Source organism: Caballeronia sp. NK8 (genome assembly GCF_018408855.1).
Taxonomy (GTDB): Bacteria; Pseudomonadota; Gammaproteobacteria; order Burkholderiales; family Burkholderiaceae; genus Caballeronia.
In genome coordinates, this window is record NZ_AP024322.1 from 964,418 (window position 1) to 981,249 (window position 16,832).

16 protein-coding genes are annotated in these 16,832 nt (G+C 64.4%); 5 read left to right on the forward strand and 11 right to left on the reverse strand.

The features are described from left to right. Positions 1–33 precede the first annotated feature (33 nt). Positions 34–1,341: a CotH kinase family protein gene (locus NK8_RS04555; protein ID WP_213227705.1), complete on the forward strand. Its 1,308-nt coding sequence runs from the start codon at positions 34–36 to the stop codon at positions 1,339–1,341. 35 nt (positions 1,342–1,376) lie between these two features. Here the strand turns inward: NK8_RS04555 and rng are convergent, their stop codons facing one another. The 9 genes from rng to upp all read right to left on the reverse strand — a co-directional run bounded on the left by rng (position 1,377) and on the right by upp (position 9,547). After that, positions 1,377–2,846 carry a ribonuclease G gene (rng, locus tag NK8_RS04560; protein WP_213227707.1) on the reverse strand — a complete coding sequence of 490 codons (1,470 nt, stop codon included), beginning with the start codon at positions 2,844–2,846 and terminating at the stop codon, positions 1,377–1,379. A 7-nt stretch (positions 2,847–2,853) separates the two neighbouring features. Then, complete coding sequence (locus NK8_RS04565) at positions 2,854–3,468, reverse strand: nucleoside triphosphate pyrophosphatase (protein ID WP_162066782.1); 615 nt, start codon at positions 3,466–3,468, stop codon at positions 2,854–2,856. Positions 3,469–3,523: 55 nt separating this feature from the next. Further along, positions 3,524–3,994, reverse strand: coding sequence for a 23S rRNA (pseudouridine(1915)-N(3))-methyltransferase RlmH (rlmH, locus tag NK8_RS04570; protein WP_061175925.1), 471 nt, complete (start codon positions 3,992–3,994; stop codon positions 3,524–3,526). 14 nt (positions 3,995–4,008) lie between these two features. After that, a complete protein-coding gene (gene rsfS, locus NK8_RS04575) occupies positions 4,009–4,467 on the reverse strand; it encodes a ribosome silencing factor (RefSeq protein WP_213227709.1) in 459 nt (152 codons plus the stop codon). A gap of 2 nt (positions 4,468–4,469) precedes the next feature. Further along, positions 4,470–5,156, reverse strand: a complete 687-nt coding sequence (locus NK8_RS04580; RefSeq protein WP_213227712.1) for a nicotinate-nucleotide adenylyltransferase — start codon at positions 5,154–5,156, stop codon at positions 4,470–4,472. Continuing rightward, entirely contained in the window at positions 5,147–6,106 is a 960-nt protein-coding gene (gene hemF, locus NK8_RS04585) for an oxygen-dependent coproporphyrinogen oxidase (protein WP_213227714.1), read from the reverse strand. The genes NK8_RS04580 and hemF overlap by 10 nt, the downstream gene beginning before the upstream one ends. 130 nt (positions 6,107–6,236) lie before the next feature. Next, on the reverse strand, positions 6,237–7,553 hold the full coding sequence (purD, locus tag NK8_RS04590) for a phosphoribosylamine--glycine ligase (protein ID WP_213227716.1): 1,317 nt from the start codon (positions 7,551–7,553) through the stop codon (positions 6,237–6,239). Between the two features lie 272 nt (positions 7,554–7,825). After that, positions 7,826–8,554, reverse strand: coding sequence for a YebC/PmpR family DNA-binding transcriptional regulator (locus tag NK8_RS04595; RefSeq protein ID WP_213227718.1), 729 nt, complete (start codon positions 8,552–8,554; stop codon positions 7,826–7,828). 339 nt (positions 8,555–8,893) lie between these two features. Then, positions 8,894–9,547 (reverse strand): uracil phosphoribosyltransferase, encoded by a 654-nt coding sequence (gene upp, locus NK8_RS04600; protein WP_162065279.1) that lies wholly within the window; start codon positions 9,545–9,547, stop codon positions 8,894–8,896. Positions 9,548–9,756: 209 nt separating this feature from the next. On the opposite strand from upp, the gene NK8_RS04605 reads away from it, so the two are divergent. Genes NK8_RS04605 through kdpE form a run of 4 tightly spaced genes read left to right on the forward strand, consistent with a single transcriptional unit; the run spans position 9,757 to position 12,692 of the window. Further along, positions 9,757–10,536, forward strand: a complete 780-nt coding sequence (locus tag NK8_RS04605) for an SDR family oxidoreductase (protein ID WP_162065281.1) — start codon at positions 9,757–9,759, stop codon at positions 10,534–10,536. Positions 10,537–10,562: 26 nt separating this feature from the next. Then, positions 10,563–10,949, forward strand: coding sequence for a methylglyoxal synthase (locus NK8_RS04610; RefSeq protein WP_061175918.1), 387 nt, complete (start codon positions 10,563–10,565; stop codon positions 10,947–10,949). 24 nt (positions 10,950–10,973) lie between these two features. Then, positions 10,974–11,948: a quinone oxidoreductase gene (locus tag NK8_RS04615; protein ID WP_213227720.1), complete on the forward strand. Its 975-nt coding sequence runs from the start codon at positions 10,974–10,976 to the stop codon at positions 11,946–11,948. Between the two features lie 45 nt (positions 11,949–11,993). After that, a complete protein-coding gene (gene kdpE / locus NK8_RS04620; RefSeq protein WP_213227722.1) occupies positions 11,994–12,692 on the forward strand; it encodes a two-component system response regulator KdpE in 699 nt (232 codons plus the stop codon). On the opposite strand, the gene NK8_RS04625 is transcribed toward kdpE, so the two are convergent. Beyond that, a complete protein-coding gene (locus tag NK8_RS04625) occupies positions 12,668–13,360 on the reverse strand; it encodes an SDR family oxidoreductase (RefSeq protein ID WP_213227724.1) in 693 nt (230 codons plus the stop codon). The two genes, kdpE and NK8_RS04625, sit on opposite strands and share 25 nt — an antisense overlap. Before the next feature lie 148 nt (positions 13,361–13,508). Beyond that, positions 13,509–16,829, reverse strand: coding sequence for an efflux RND transporter permease subunit (locus NK8_RS04630; RefSeq protein WP_213227726.1), 3,321 nt, complete (start codon positions 16,827–16,829; stop codon positions 13,509–13,511). Positions 16,830–16,832: the final 3 nt, after the last annotated feature.

Below are 16,832 nucleotides of genomic sequence, written 5' to 3' on the forward strand. Positions count from 1 at the left end.
CGGGGGAGCAATCATTGGAAGAGTAAGCGAAGCATGATGCAGTTCGAAGTTGATGCAAAAAGCGGCCGGCGCATGGTTTTCGGCGTGAAGCGCGCGGCCGTCCTTCTGGCCGTCTGTCTCGCGGCGTGCGGCGGCGGTTCGGATCATTCCATATCGGATGATGTGGATATCGCGGCCAAGACGCCACCGGCCGCAGGCGCCTTCACGGCGATGTCGGTCATGACCGATGGCGGTGCGCCGATCGTCGCGAAGGACACCTATATCGGCGCGGATCTGGGCATCACCGATGCCGATGGCACGGCGACGCTTTCGAGCCGGACCACGATCAAGGGCCACGGCAACAGCACCTGGGATCAGCCCAAGAAACCCTACCGGCTCAAGCTCGAGAGCAAGGCCAGTCTGCTCGGCATGCCGAAGGACAAGAACTGGATCCTGCTCGCCAACTACTTCGACAAGACGCTATTGCGCAACCGCGCCGCGTTCGAGCTCGGCAGGCGCTTCGGCATGGCATGGACGCCGCGCGCCGTGCCGCTCGAACTGACGCTCGATGGCGAGTACAAAGGCGTGTACGACCTGGTCGAGTCGGTGCGCGCCGACAAGAATCGCGTGAACATCGCCGATAGCGACGAGACGACCGCGCCCGCGAAGACCGGATTCATCGTCGAGATCAATGCGCGGATGGACGAGGCGGTCTGCTGGACCACGACGCACGCGCTTCCGATGTGCATCGATACGCCCGATCCTGCTTCGGCGGTGCAGACTGCGTACATCAAGGAGTATGTTCAGAAGGCTGAAGATGCGTTGTTTTCGGATCACGCGACCGATGCCGCCACGGGCTACGAACAGTATTTCGATGTCGCTTCCCTGATCGACTGGTTTCTGGTCAACGAGATCTTCAAGAATCAGGACGCCAAAAGTTTCGCGAGCATCTATCTGTACAAGGACGCGGGCGGCAAGCTCAAGTTCGGGCCGTTGTGGGACTTCGATCTCGCCGCCGGTAATGTCAACTATTCGGACGCGCAATATCCCGAGGGCTGGTGGGTCGCCGACGGTCCGTGGATCGCGCGCATGAAGCAGATCGATCCGACGTTCAAAACGCGCGTGCGGGCGCGGTGGGACGCGTTGAAGGCGTCGCAGATCGACACGCTGGCGGCGTATATCGACGAAAGCGCTCAGGCGATCGAAGCGAGCGGCGCGGCGCAGCGCAACTTCCGTCGCTGGCCGGTTCTGGGGACGAAGCTTTGGCCGAATCCTGTGGTTAAGGGTTCGTATCGGGGAGAGGTCGATTATCTGAAGGGCTGGCTCACGCGGCGGATTGCGTGGCTGGATGCGAACATTTGATGTGAGGATCGCGGCGAAATGCTTCGCCGCGTCCCTCACATCAACACGATGTCATACTGCTCCTGACTCAAATTACTCTCCACCTGCAACGAAACCGGCTTCCCGATGAAGTCCATCAGCATCGCCAGATGCTGCGACTCTTCCTCGAGAAAGAGATCGATCACCTCCTGCGAAGCCACCACACGAAACTCGCGCGGATTGAACTGCCGCGACTCGCGCATGATTTCACGCAGCACGTCATAACACACCGTGCGCGGCGTCTTCACCTGCCCCTTGCCCTCACACGTTGGACAAGGCTCGCACAGCACATGTGCAAGCGATTCGCGCGTGCGCTTTCTCGTCATCTCGACCAACCCGAGCTGCGAGAAGCCATTGACCGTCACGCGCGTGCGATCCTTCGACAACGCCTTCTTCAGTTCCCCCAGCACCTGATCGCGATGCTCGACATTCTCCATGTCGATGAAGTCGATGATGATGATCCCGCCCAGGTTCCTCAGGCGCAGTTGCCGCGCGATCGTATGGGCTGCTTCGAGATTCGTCTTGAAGATGGTGTCATCGAAATTGCGCGCGCCGACATAACCGCCCGTATTGACGTCGATGGTCGTCATCGCTTCGGTCTGGTCGATCATCAGATAACCGCCCGACTTGAGATCGACGCGCCGCGACAGCGCCCGCTGAATCTCCGCCTCGATGTTGTAGAGGTCGAAGAGCGGCCGCTCGCCGGTGTAATGATGCAGGCGTGAAGCCACCGCCGGCGTGAACTCCGCCGCGAAGTCCGCGAGCATCTGATACGTCTCGCGCGAATCCACCTGTATGCGCGTGGTTTCGTCGTTGACGAAATCGCGCAGCACGCGTTGCGCGAGATTCAGGTCCTGATAAAGCAGCGTGGTGGGCGGCACGCGTTGCGCCTGCGTGACGATCGTCGCCCACGTCTTGCGCAGATACGCGACATCCGCCGCGAGCTCCTCGCTCGTCGCATCCTCGGCGATGGTACGCACGATATAGCCGCCTTTCTCGTCGGCGGGCAGCACGGCGGTCAGGCGCGCGCGCACGGCCTCGCGCTCCGCTTCGCTCTCGATCTTCTGCGAGATGCCGATATGCGGCTCCTGCGGCAGATAAACCAGCGTCCGACCCGCGATGCTCACCTGCGTCGAGAGCCGCGCGCCCTTCGTGCCGATCGGGTCCTTCACGACCTGCACCATCAGCGACTGACCTTCGAAGACGATCTTCTCGATCGGCACATGCGGCGCCGACGAATGCGGCTCGCCCGCGATGCGCGGATGCCAGATATCGGCGACATGAAGAAACGCGGCGCGCTCGAGCCCGATGTCGATGAACGCGGACTGCATGCCCGGCAGCACACGGACCACCTTGCCGAGATACACGTTGCCGACGCGTCCGCGCGACAGCGTGCGCTCGACGTGAAGTTCCTGAACGGCGCCTTGCTGAACCAGTGCGACGCGGCTTTCCTGCGGTGTGACGTTGATCAGGATTTCTTCGTTCATGGCCTGTTTAGAATTCGACGCGCGCCACGCGCAAGAGGGCTGCGGTTTCGCAAAGGGGCAAACCCATGATACCCGAATAGGACCCGTCGATTCGCTCGATGAACTCGGCCGCGCGGCCTTGTATGCCGTACGCGCCCGCCTTGCCGAGCGGCTCGCCCGAAGCCGCGTAGCGCTGCAATGCAGCACGACCGGCCGATGCGAAGCGCACCGTCGAGCGCGAGAGCGCGGGTTCGAGCAGCGCGCCTTCGGCATCGACGACGGCGAGCGCCGTCAGCACTTCGTGCTCGCGCCCGGCGAGACGTTCGAGCATCGCGACGGCGTCTTCTTCGTGTTGCGGCTTGCCGAGAATCAGCCCGTCGATGGTCACGGTCGTATCGGCGACGAGAACCGGCGCCGGCGCATGACCGCCCGCAAGCAGCCGCGCGCGCGCCGCGTGCGCCTTCAACGCGCATACGCGCAGGACATACGCATCGGCGGCTTCGCCTGGCAGCTCGGCTTCGAGCGCTTCGGCGTCTTCATCGGGACGGGGAAGGAGGAGTTCGTACTGCACGCCGAGCTGACGGAGCAACTCCTGTCGGCGCGGGCTTTGCGAGGCGAGATAAATGAACGAATGAGTCGGCATCTTGAAGTCGGAGTCGAATGGCACGCATGGCATTCGATCCAACATCGAAAACGCCTCACGCGCGATGATAAGGATGATTCTGCGTGATGCTCCACGCGCGGTAAAGCTGTTCGGCGAGCAGCACGCGCACCATGCCGTGCGGCAACGTGAGGCTCGATATGCGCAGCATCAGTTCGGCGCGCGACTTCACGGCCGGATCGAGCCCGTCCGCGCCGCCGATCACGAACGCGACATCGCGCCCATCCTGCTGCCAGCCGGGCAGGGCGTTCGCGAGTTGCATCGTGGTCCAGTCGCGGCCGCGTTCGTCGAGTGCGACGACGCGCGCGTTCTTCGGCAACGCGGCTTCGATGCGCTGCTTCTCAGCCGCCATCACGCTCTCGGCGTTGCGTCCCGACGAGCGCTGCTCGGGCTTGATCTCTTTCAGCTCGATGCGCAGTTCGGGCGGCATGCGCTTCGCGTATTCGTCGAAGCCATTCGTGATCCAGTCGGGCATCTTGTGTCCGACGGCGAGGATGACCAGCTTCATCGAACGAAGCGGCTTCAGTGCTTGCGCGTGGTCTTGCGCGCCGGACGTTTGACCGCGGGCGCGGCGTCTTCCTCGTCCTCGTCCTCGTCTTCATCTGCGGTGACGCTCGCGCCGCCGAACATGTTCGACTTCTGCAGCTTCACGCGCACGGGCTTGTCGCCCCAGACTTCCTCGAGGTTGTAGTACTGGCGCAGCGCCGGTTGCAGGATGTGCACGACCGCGTCGCCGCAATCGACCAGCACCCATTCGCCGATCTCTTCGCCTTCCGTCGAGATGATGTCGCCACCCGCTTCCTTGACCTTCTCGCGCACGCTGTTGGCGAGCGCCTTGGTCTGCCGGTTCGACGTGCCGCTCGCCACGACCACGCGGTCGAACAGCGACGTCAGGTGGGTTGTGTTGAATACCTTGATGTCTTGCGCCTTGACGTCTTCGAGACCGTCGATGATCGCGCGTTGAAGCTTCTGAAGTTCCATAGTTACCGTGTCTGGTACAAGTGATGTTGAACAATATAGTCCCATACAGCCGATGGGACCTGAGCGCGGGCATCGCGCTGGTCTGTCATCGTGCGCGCTTCCTCGCGGATCGCCGTGGCGGATACGTCGATGAGAAGCGTCTCGTCGATGAGCACGTGCCCGTGCGCGCTCGCTTGCAGTGTTTCGGGCGATGCGGCGCGCTTTGCGACTTCGGCTGCCACCGGCGCGGACAGCGTCGAGACATCGAAGCCCGGGCGCGTTTCCACACAGATGTGCGCGTAGTCGAAGAGCCGCATCCATTGATGCCACGAGTCGAGCTTGACGAACTGATCCGCGCCCATCAGCAACGAAATCGATGCGTCCGCGCCTTCGCGCTCGCGCCAGTGAGCAAGCGTGTCGACGGTATAGGTGTCGCCCTTGCGCTCGATTTCATCGGTGGCGACGGTGACCCGGACGCCGTCGAGTTCGAGCGATGCCGCCGCCGCGCGCGTCATCGCGAGCCGATGCTCCGGCGCCGATACGCCCGCCTTCTGCCACGGCTGACCGGCGGGCAGCAGCACGAGATCGGTCAATCGCAGCAAGTCGACGAAACGCCGCGCCAGCGCGAGATGCCCGTTGTGGATCGGATCGAAGGTGCCGCCGAATATCCCGACGCGCCTGGTGCGAGGTGCGGTCTGGTTCACAGCCATTCGCGCCGCACCAGGAAATCTTCATACAACCGCGCTTCCGGCGTGCCCGGCTCGGGCGTCCAGTCGTAGCGCCAGTTCGCGACGGGCGGCATCGACATCAGAATCGACTCGGTGCGTCCGCCGCTTTGCAGGCCGAAATGCGTGCCGCGGTCGAACACGAGATTGAACTCCACATAGCGCCCGCGCCGGTACGCCTGAAACTCGCGTTCGCGCTCGGCATACGGCGTGTCGCGGCGGCGCTCGATGACCGGCAGATACGCGTTCAGGAACGCATCGCCGACGCTGCGCATCATCGCGAACGAGCGCTCGAAGCCGGGCTCCGAGAAATCGTCGAAGAAAATGCCGCCGATGCCGCGCTGCTCGTTGCGGTGCTTCAGATAGAAATACTCGTCGCACCAGGTCTTGAAGCGCGGATACAACTCCACGCCGAACGGGTCGAGCGCGTCGCGGCAGACCTGATGGAAATGCCGCGCGTCTTCCTCGTAGCCGTAGATCGGCGTGAGATCCATGCCGCCGCCGAACCAGAAGACCGGCGCTTCGCCTTCCTTCGTCGCGGTGAGCATACGTACATTCATGTGCACGGTCGGGCAGTGCGGATTGCGCGGATGCATCACGAGCGATACGCCCAGCGCCTCGAAGCCGCGTCCGGCGAGTTGCGGACGCGCCGCGCTCGCGGAAGGCGGCAGCGCGTCGCCCTGCACGTCCGAAAAGCCGATGCCGCCGCGCTCGAAAAATCCGCCGCCTTCCAGGATGCGCGTCACGCCGCCGCCGCGCAGATGCGCGCCGGGCTCGCGGGTCCAGGCGTCGGTGGCGAAGGCGGTGCCGTCGAAGGCGCCGAGCGCATCGGCGATGCGCGTCTGCAGGCCCGTCAGATAGTCGCGGACGGCCCCGATATCGTGGGCTGCGTCGTGTTCTTTGCGTTGTTCCGCGCTGCGGTTCGGTTCACTCATCGATTGCTGCGTGCGCCCCGTGGGCGGCCAGAAAAGGGCGGGGGTAAACCCTCCGTCTCGAAACTCTCAAAAGCGCGCTGCCGGACACGAGGTCCGGCAGCGCGTGTACTCATGCGGCTCAGGCGCGGCTTCAGCCGTGTTTGTCGGCCGGTTTGTCGCCCGGCTTCTCGGCCGACTGCTTGCGATTCACCGCCCGATAGCCGATGTCCCGGCGATACTGCATGCCGTCGAACGAAATCTGGTTGACTGTATCGTAGACCACGGATTGCGCGCCACGCACGGAATCCGCCAGTCCGACCACACACAGCACACGTCCGCCCGACGTGGTGAGCTTGCCGTCGGTAAGTGTCGTGCCCGCGTGGAAAGTGACGGAATTCTCGGTCTCCGACGGAATGCCGCTGATCCGGTCGCCCTTGCGCGGCGTCTCCGGATAGTTGTGCGCGGCGAGCACGACGCCGAGCGCCGTGCGGCGGTCCCAGTCGAGTTCGATGCTGTCGAGCTTGCCGTCGATCGCCATTTCCACGACTTTCGAGAAGTCACCCTTCAGGCGCGCCATGATCGGCTGCGTCTCGGGGTCGCCCATGCGGCAGTTAAATTCGAGCGTCTTCGGGTTGCCGTTCGCGTCGATCATCAGGCCGGCGTACAAAAAGCCGGTGAAGCGGATGCCTTCGTTTTCCATGCCGCGCACCGTCGGCAGGATGATCTCGCGCATCACGCGCGCGTGCAGTTGCGGCGTGACGATCGGCGCGGGCGAATACGCGCCCATGCCGCCCGTGTTCGGACCCTTGTCGCCGTCGAGCAGACGCTTGTGGTCCTGGCTGGAGGCGAGCGGCAGCACGTGCTTGCCATCCACCATCACGATGAAACTGGCTTCCTCGCCCGCGAGGAATTCCTCGATCACGACGCGCGCGCCCGCATCGCCGAGCTTGTTGTCGGCGAGCATGGAATCGACGGCGGCGTGCGCTTCTTCCAGCGTCATCGCGACAACGACGCCCTTGCCGGCGGCCAGTCCGTCCGCCTTGATGACGATCGGCGCGCCTTTTGCGTCGATGTACGCGTGCGCGGCGGCGGTGTCGGAGAAGGTCTCGTACTCGGCGGTCGGGATGCTGTGGCGCTTCATGAACGCCTTGGCGAAGTCCTTCGAGCTTTCGAGCTGCGCGGCTTCCTTGCTCGGGCCGAAGATTTTCAGGCCGCGCGAGCGGAACAGATTGACGATGCCCGCGGCAAGCGGCTGTTCCGGTCCGACGAGCGTGAACGCGACATGCTCCTTCTCGACGAAATCGGCGAGTTCCGCCGCGTCCGTGATGTCGACGTTGCGCAGACGCTCGTCCTGCGCGGTGCCGCCGTTGCCCGGCGCCACATAGACGATCTGCACGCGCGGCGATTGCGCGAGCTTCCAGGCCAGCGCATGTTCGCGGCCGCCGGAACCGACGACGAGTAACTTCATTTGAATCCCCGAAATCCTGACAAAAAGCGGCTTGAGAAAAAGCGATGGGCGCATCGCGCCGAACGCATGACGGCCGTCATGGCGTCGGGAAGGCGGCTCGCGCTGACATCGGCTGCGTCACGCGCCTTCCTCGGGCGATGCCGCGCCGCATCGATGGCGCGGCGCTGCTCCGGCACACGAGCCGAAGCGAAAGACGTTCCATGCGAGGGCATAGCGGGTTCTTTTTTCGCCGCGCCCCCGGAGCCTGACTGCGATACGAAACTCAGCGAAACTCAGTCTTCGTTGATCACGGCGTTGGTATGGACTTCCTGCACGTCGTCGAGATTTTCCAGCGCATCGAGCAGTTTTTGCATTTTCACTGCGTCGTCGCCGGTGAACTCGACTTCGGTCTGCGGTTTCATCGTCACTTCGGCGAGTTCCGCCTTGAAGCCCGCGGCTTCGAGCGCGTCCTTCACCTTCTGGAAATCGTTCGGCGGGCAGATCACTTCGATGCTGCCGTCCTCGTTCGTCACGACGTCATCCGCGCCGGCTTCGAGCGCCGCGTCCATCAGCTTGTCTTCCGGCGTGCCGGGCGCGAACAGGAACTGGCCGACGTGATCGAACATGAACGACACCGAGCCGTCCGTGCCCATGTTGCCGCCGAACTTCGAGAATGCGTGGCGCACTTCCGCGACGGTGCGGGTGCGGTTGTCCGTCATCGTGTCGACGATGATCGCAGCGCCGCCGATGCCGTAGCCTTCGTAACGAATTTCTTCGTAGTTCGCGCCATCGACACCGCCCACGCCGCGCTGGATCGCACGGTTGACGTTGTCCTTCGGCATGTTGGCGTCGTACGCCTTGTCGACGGCCAGGCGCAGGCGCGGGTTCGAATCGACCTCGCCGCCGCCCATGCGCGCCGCGACCTGGATTTCCTTGATGAGGCGCGTCCAGACCTTGCCCTTCTTCGCGTCGGCCGCGGCCTTCTTATGCTTGATGTTGGCCCATTTCGAATGACCCGCCATTACCTTTCTCCATCGCGCGCGGGCTTCGTGCCGTGCGCCTAGTGTGCTGTCGTGCTTGCTGTGCTGCTGAATGTGTCTGTCCGGCGCGCGCCCCGAGTGGCCGCCGGCCTCGCTCGCGGATCGTTCGATCCGGCGCAACGCGAATAGGAACAGACTCAAATTTTAGCATGGCGGCGCGCGCGCCCAGTACCGCTGCGCGCGCTCGGACGCGGGAAAATCGCTGTCAACCGGGCGCATTTCCGTCGAATCAGGACGAAATCGCGCAAAACGACGCCTGAATGCAAAACCGCCGCGCATCAGCGCGGCGGTCGGAGTCGATGCCGGGAATACAGCGAACGCTCAGTTTTTCGTGCCGAACAGGCGGTCTCCCGCGTCGCCGAGGCCCGGAACGATATACGCATGGTCGTTCAGATGCGAATCGAGGGATGCGACGTAGAGCTTCACGTCCGGATGCGCGTCCTGGAACACCTTCACGCCTTCCGGCGCGGCGACCAGCGCGACGAACACGATGTTGTCGGCGTGCACGTTGCGGCGCTTCATCACGTCGACGGCGTGCACCGCCGAGTAGCCCGTGGCGACCATCGGATCGCACAGGATGAAGACGCGCTCCTCGAGATCGGGCGGCAGGCGCACGAGATACTCGACCGGCCGGTGATCCTCTGCCCGATACACGCCGATATGCCCGACCCGCGCCGACGGCACCAGATCCAGCAAGCCGTCCGACATGCCGATGCCCGCGCGCAGCACCGGCACGATCGCCAGCTTCTTGCCGGCGATCACGGGCGCGTCGATCTCGACCAGCGGCGTTTCCACGCGTTTGGTCGTGAGCGGCAGATTGCGCGTGATTTCGTAGCCCATCAGCAGCGTGATTTCCCGCAGCAGCTCGCGAAACGTGCGCGTGGACGTGTCCTTGTCGCGCATGTGGGTGAGCTTGTGCTGGATCAGCGGGTGATCGGTGATGAAGAGATTGGGAAAGCGGCTGTCTTGTTTCATGGGTTTCGCGCGCGCTGCGCGTCCTGCTCGTGTGATGTTCTGCCTCTGACGCTCGGGGAGCGGACAGTGGCGACAGTTTACCCAAAAGCCCGCCCGCGCCTAAGAAGAATCGCGCGCGTCGATCCGCGTGGCCGCCGACGTTGCCGCCCCGATTCTTCTAGAATTGCGAAGACATCACGATCTGTGACAAACGACGAGGGAGGATGACGATGGATATGGGAATCGCAGGGCGCACGGCGCTCGTGTGCGCGGCGAGCAAGGGTCTCGGACGCGGTTGCGCCGAAGCGCTCGCCGCAGAAGGCGTGAATCTGGTCATCACCGCGCGCACGGCGGAAACGCTCGAAGCGACGGCCGCGCACATCCGCGCGCAATATGGCGTGACCGTGACGACCGTCGCGGGCGACATCACGACGCCCGAGGGCCACGCCGCCGCGCTCGCCGCGTGCCCGGCGCCGGACATTCTGGTCAACAACGCGGGCGGGCCGCCGCCGGGCGACTTCCGCACCTTCACGCACGACATGTGGATCAAGGCGCTGGAAGGCAACATGCTGACGCCGATCGAACTGATCAAGGCGACCATCGACGGCATGATCGAGCGCGGCTTCGGGCGCGTGGTGAACATCACGAGTTCGTCGGTGAAGGCGCCGATCGATGTGCTCGGCCTGTCCAACGGCGCGCGTTCCGGGCTCACGGGTTTCGTCGCGGGCGTCGCACGCAAGGTCGCGGCCACTGGCGTCACCATCAACAACCTGCTGCCGGGCACCTTCGACACCGACCGCATCGCCGTGACGATGGAAGCGCAGGCGAAGGCGCAGAACATCTCGGTCGAGGACATGCGCGCGCGCCGTGCGCAGAGTCTGCCCGCCGGACGTTTCGGCACGTCGGAGGAGTTCGGCAAGGCTTGCGCGTTTCTATGCAGCGTGCATGCGGGCTACATCACCGGTCAGAACCTGCTGATCGACGGCGGCGCTTATCCCGGCACGTACTGATCAAGGCAAGGACCAAGGACACCCACATGACCACACGCGTCGCGCTGATCGCGCACGACATGAAGAAGGACGACATCGTCAGACTCGCGGGCGAGTTCGTCGATACGCTCGCGCAATGCAGTCTCGTCGCGACGGGCACGACCGGCGGGCGTATCGCGGCGGCGCACGGGCTGGAGGTCGAGCGCAAGCTTTCCGGACCGCACGGCGGCGATTTGCAGATCGGCGCCGAACTGGCGGAAGGGCGCGTCGACATCGTGATTTTTCTGCGCGACCCGATGACCCCGCAGCCGCACGAACCCGACATCAACGCGCTCGTGCGCGCCTGCGACGTACACAACGTGCCGTGCGCGACCAACATCGCGACCGCGCGCATGATTCTCGACGACTTGCGCCTGCGTTTCGCGCGGGCCTGACGAACCGATGGAGACAATCAAGCGATGACCAAGGCAATCCGATTCGACAAGGCAGGCGGCCCCGAAGTCATGAAGTGGGTCGACGTGGACGTGGGCGCGCCGGGCAAGGGCGAAATCCGCGTGAAGCATCATGCGGTGGGGCTCAATTTCATCGACGTGTACTTCCGCACCGGCCTCTATCCGATGCCGCTGCCCGGCGGCCTCGGCATGGAAGCGGCGGGCGAGGTGACGGCGGTGGGCGAGGGCGTCACGCAGTTCAAGCCGGGCGATCGCGTCGCGTATGCGTCGCGTCCGCCGGGCGCGTATGCGCAGGAGCGGGTCATGTCGGCGGATTACGTCGTCAGGTTGCCCGATTCGATCGGCTATGAAGATGCCGCATCGATCATGCTGCAAGGCCTGACCGCTCAGTATCTGCTGCGCCGGACCTATCGCGTGAAAGCGGGCGATACGGTTTTGATCCACGCGGCGGCGGGCGGCGTCGGCCTGCTCGCGTGTCAGTGGGCGAAGGCGCTCGGCGCGACGGTGATCGGCACGGTCGGCTCGGACGAGAAAGCCGAGCTCGCAAAGGCGCACGGCTGCGATCATCCGATCGTCTACACGCGCGAGAACTTCACCCAGCGCGTGCGCGAAATCACCAACGGCGCGGGCGTGCCCGTGGTCTACGATTCGATCGGCAAGGACACCTATATCGCGTCGCTCGATTGCCTCGCGCCGCTCGGCTTGTTCGTGAGCTTCGGCAATTCGTCGGGGCCGTTGCCGCCGCTCGATTCGTCCGAACTCGCCGGACGCGGTTCGCTGTACTTCACGCGGCCGACGCTCTTTAGCTACATCGCCAAACGCAGCGATCTCGATGCGATGGCGGCGGAGTTGTTCGAAGTCGTGTCGTCAGGCAAGGTGAAGACGAACGTGCGCCAGCGTTATGCGCTGTCCGATGCCGCGCGCGCGCACGAGGAACTCGAAGCGCGCAAGACGACCGGCTCGACGATTTTCCTGCCCTGATGCAAGGCCCTAGGGCGGTTCGTCACCATAACGACCACTAAAACCATGAGCGAGCCGTCCTTCACCGTCGTCCTGATCGAGGACGAGAAGCAGATTCGACGTTTCGTGCGCGTGTCGCTCGAAGCGCAGGGCATGACGGTCCACGAAGCGGAAACGGGCCAGCAAGGGCTTGTCGAAGCCGCGACGCGCAAGCCCGATCTCGTGGTCATCGATCTCGGCCTGCCCGATACCGACGGCATCGACGTGATCCGCGAGCTGCGCGGCTGGACCGAGTTGCCGATCATCGTGCTGTCCGCGCGCACGCAGGAAGAAGAGAAAGTGGCCGCGCTCGATGCCGGCGCCGACGATTACCTCACAAAGCCGTTCGGCGTGTCGGAACTGATGGCGCGGATTCGCGCGCATCTGCGGCGGCGCAATCAGGCGCAGGCGAGCGAGACGCCGGTGGTGGCCTTCGGCGATGTCACCGTCGATCTCGCGTTGCGTCGTGTCACGAAGGACGGCGAGAACGTGCATCTGACGCCGATCGAATATCGGCTGCTGTCGACGCTCGTGCGGCACGCGGGCCGCGTGCTCACGCACCGGCAATTGCTGCTCGAAGTGTGGGGGCCGTCGCATGTGGAGAGCCCGCATTACCTGCGCATCTACATGGCGCATCTGCGCCAGAAGCTCGAGCGCGATCCCGCGCAGCCAGAGCATATCGTGACGGAAACGGGCGTGGGCTACAGGCTGGTCGGCGCGGCGTGACGGGCGGCATGCATGGGTTCGAGCCTGAGCGAATCGAGCACGCCATCGATGGGCTCGTCGCCGCCGACGAACGCGAACATCCGGTTGCCGAGGCCGAGCGTCACGCATTGCACCGCAATGCGCGCGACATCCGCGCGTGAGACCTCGGGCTTGTGCTCGGTGAGTTCGTCGGCCAGCGCGATTGCGCCGCGCGCCGCTTCGTCCGATAACGGTCCGGGCCGGAGAATCGCATACGGCACGCCGCGATGCGCGATGTAGTCGTCGGCTTCCCGCTTCATTCGTGAATAGTGCCGCAGGGCAAATCCGCTGCGCGCCGGATAGAACGCCGACAGCGCGCTGATCACGACGAGTTGCTGTACGCGCCGGCGCTTTGCGTAGTCGGCGGTACGCATGAGGGCGTCGCGGTCGATTGCGCGTTGCTCGTGGATGCCCTCCGTTTGCGCCGATCCGGCGGCGTAGATTACGTGCGTGATGTCGTCGAAGGCGTGGCAGAAATCGTTGGTCAGATCGCCGAGCACGATTTCTGCTCCCATCGCGGTGAATTCGCTCTTGTGGGCGGATTTGCGCAGCATCGCGCGAAAGGCGATGGCTTCGTCGTGCAGACGCTGCGCGATCAATCGACCCGTGCGGCCGTGTGCGCCGATCAGCAGGACTTTCAGCGTTTTCATGCGGGACGCTCCTTTGCCGTGGGTCGCAGTGAGCTTCTACCCGACAAAGTAGGCGATTTTTGCGTGGCGTGCTGTGGGACGCGTTTGCGGGCGCAGCATTTTTTTGGCGAGTCTGGGGTTCGCTGGACGACGAAAACCGGCAGGTCATTCACTCCGCCGCATTCGCCGGCCGCGCACGGCCTTGACGACGCGCACGCCGCTCTTCCGCGCGAATCCGGAACCGGTCCATATAAAGATAGACAACCGGCGTCGTATAAAGCGTCAGCATCTGACTCACGATCAGTCCGCCAACGATGGCAATCCCCAGCGGCGCCCGCATCTCCGACCCTTCGCCGGTGCCGAACGCGAGCGGCAGCGCGCCGAGCAAGGCGGCCGCAGTGGTCATCATGATCGGCCGAAAGCGCAACAGGCACGCTTCGCGAATCGCATCCTGCGGCGTCTGCGCGCCATGACGCGTCGCCTCGATCGCGAAGTCGACCATCATGATCGCGTTCTTCTTCACGATGCCGATGAGCAGAATCACCGCGATCAGCGCGATGATGCTGAACTCCGTCTTGAACAGCAGCAGCGCGAGCAGCGCGCCGATGCCGGCGGACGGCAGCGTCGAGAGAATCGTGATCGGATGGATATAGCTCTCGTACAGGATGCCGAGCACGATATAAACAGCCGCCAGCGCCGCGAGAATCAGGAGCGGCTGATCGTTGAGCGATTGCTGGAACGCCTGCGCCGTGCCCTGAAAACTGCCGTGGATGGTCTGCGGCACGCCGATCTCGGCCATCGTCTCGTAGATCGCGGCGGTCGCATCCGACAGCGACTTGCCCGGCGGCAGGTTGAACGAGATCGTCGAGGCGACGAACTGACTCTGGTGATTCACCGACAGCGGCGTATTGCCCGGCCCGAACTTCGCGATGGCCGACAGCGGAACCATGGTCTCCTTCGTCGTCGACACCGCCGCGCCCGATGACGAACCATTCTTTCCCGTCGCGGCGATCGCGTTGGTCGCGGAGTTCTTCACCGCAGCGAGCGCGAGGGCGGCGGTGGTGTCGGTGCCGGTCGCGGACGCCGAGGCTGTCGAAGTCGTCGTCGTCGAAGCCGTCGATGCCGACGTGGTCGTCGATTGCGTCGATGCCGAGCCGCTCGCCGTTCCGCCCGACGTGCTGATGTAGATCTGCTTGAGCATCTCCGGGTCTTGCCAGTACTTCGGCGCAAGCTCCATCACGACGTGATACTGCGACAGCGGGTTATAGATGGTCGAAACCTGCCGCTGCCCGAACGCGTCGTACAGCGTGTTGTCGATCTGCGCGGGCTTGATGCCCAGGCGCGCCGCGGTCGCGCGGTCGAACGTGACCATCGCTTCCAATCCGCCTTGCTGCTGGTCGGAGTTGACGTCGGTGAGTTCGGGGCGCTTTTGCAGCGCATCGGTGAGAAGCGGTCCCCACTTGTAGAGATCGGAGGTCGTGTCCGACAGCAGCGTGAACTGATACTGCGCGTTCGACTGCCGCCCGCCCACACGAATATCCTGCACGGCCTGCAGGAACGTGCGCGCGCCGGCGACATCCGCGAGCGGCTTGCGCAAGCGGTTGATCACCTGATCCGCCGACACCTTGCGCACGCTCTTCGGTTTCAGCGAAATGAACATGAAGCCCGAATTCGTGGAGCGCCCGCCCGTGAAGCCCGCGACGCTGTCGACGGCCGGATCGGCCTCGACGATCTTCATCATTTCCGCGAACTTGACCTTCATCGCCTGAAACGAGGTGCTCTGGTCCGCCTGAATGCCGCCGACGATGCGCCCCGTATCCTGTTGCGGGAAAAATCCCTTCGGCACGATGACGTACAGAACGATGTTCAGCACGATGGTCGCGACGAGGATCGTGAGGATGGTGCGCGGATGCGCGAGCGCCCAGCCGAGCGTGCGCGCGTAGCCGCGCTGCATGCGCTCGAACTGGCGCTCCAGCCAGCGCGCGACGCGGCCTTCCTCCTTGCGATCGTGCGGCTCCTGCAGCAGGCGCGAGCACATCATCGGCGTGACGGTCAGCGACACGATCAGCGACACGCCGATCGCAAGCGACAGCGTCAGCGCGAACTCGCGGAACAGCCGCCCGACGATGCCGCCCATCAGCAGAATCGGCAGAAACACGGCGACGAGCGACAGGCTGATCGACAGCACCGTGAAGCCCACTTCGCGCGCACCCAGAATGGCGGCCTGCATGCGCGGCACGCCTTTCTCCACATGCCGCGTGATGTTCTCCAGCACGACGATCGCATCGTCGACGACGAAGCCGGTCGCGATGGTGAGCGCCATCAGCGAGAGATTGTCGAGCGAGAAGCCGAGCAGATACATGGCCGCGAAGGTGCCGATGATCGAGATAGGCACGGCGACGCTCGGTATCAGGGTCGCGCGCCAGTTGCGCAGGAACAGGAACACGACCATCACGACGAGCGCGACCGCGACCACGAGCGTCAGTTCGGTGTCGTGCAGCGATGCGCGGATGGTGGTGGAGCGGTCGGCGGTCGGCGTGATCTGCACGTCGGCGGGCAGCGCCGCCTGCAATTGCGGCAGCATCGACTTCACGCGGTCGATCGTCTCGATGATGTTCGCGCCCGGCTGACGATACAGGATCACGAGCACCGCGCGCTTGTTGTTGATGAGACCGAGATTGCGCAAATCCTCGACCGAATCGACCACTTCGCCGACGTCCGAGAGCTTCACCGCCGAGCCGTTGCGGTACGCGACGACGAGATCCTTGTATTGCGACGCCTTGCTCGCCTGGTCGTTGGTGTAGAGCTGAACCCGCGTGCCCTTGAACTCGATCGCGCCTTTCGGGCTGTTCGCATTCGCGGAGGCGAGCGCGGCGCGCACGTCCTCCAGCCCGATGCCGTAGTGAAACAGCGCGCCCGGTTCCAGTTCGACGCGCACCGCCGGATTCGCGGAGCCGCTCACATCGACTTCGCCGACGCCCGGCACGGTCGACAGCGTCTGCTGCAGGACGGTCGCGGCGGAATCGTAGAGCGAGCCTGCCGTGCGCGTGGGCGAAGACAGCGCGAGCACGAGAATCGGCGCGTCGGCGGGGTTGACCTTGTGATAGGTCGGGTTCTGGCGCAGCGAGGTCGGCAGATCGGCGCGCGCGGCGTTGATCGCGGCCTGCACGTCGCGCGCGGCGCCGTCGATGTCGCGGTTCAGGCCGAATTGCAGCGTGATGCGTGTCGAGCCGACCGAGCTCATCGAGGTCATCTCGCTGACGTCGGCGATGGTGCCCAGATGCCGCTCCAGCGGGCTCGCGACGCTCGTCGCGACGGTCTCGGGGCTGGCGCCGGGCAGGGACGCCTGCACGGAGATCGTCGGGAAATCGACTTGCGGCAGCGGCGCGACGGGCAGCCGCACGAACGCGAACATGCCCGCGAGCGCGATGCCGATCGCGAGCAAAGTCGTCGCGACAGGCCGGCCGATGAAAAAGCGCGACAGATTCATGGC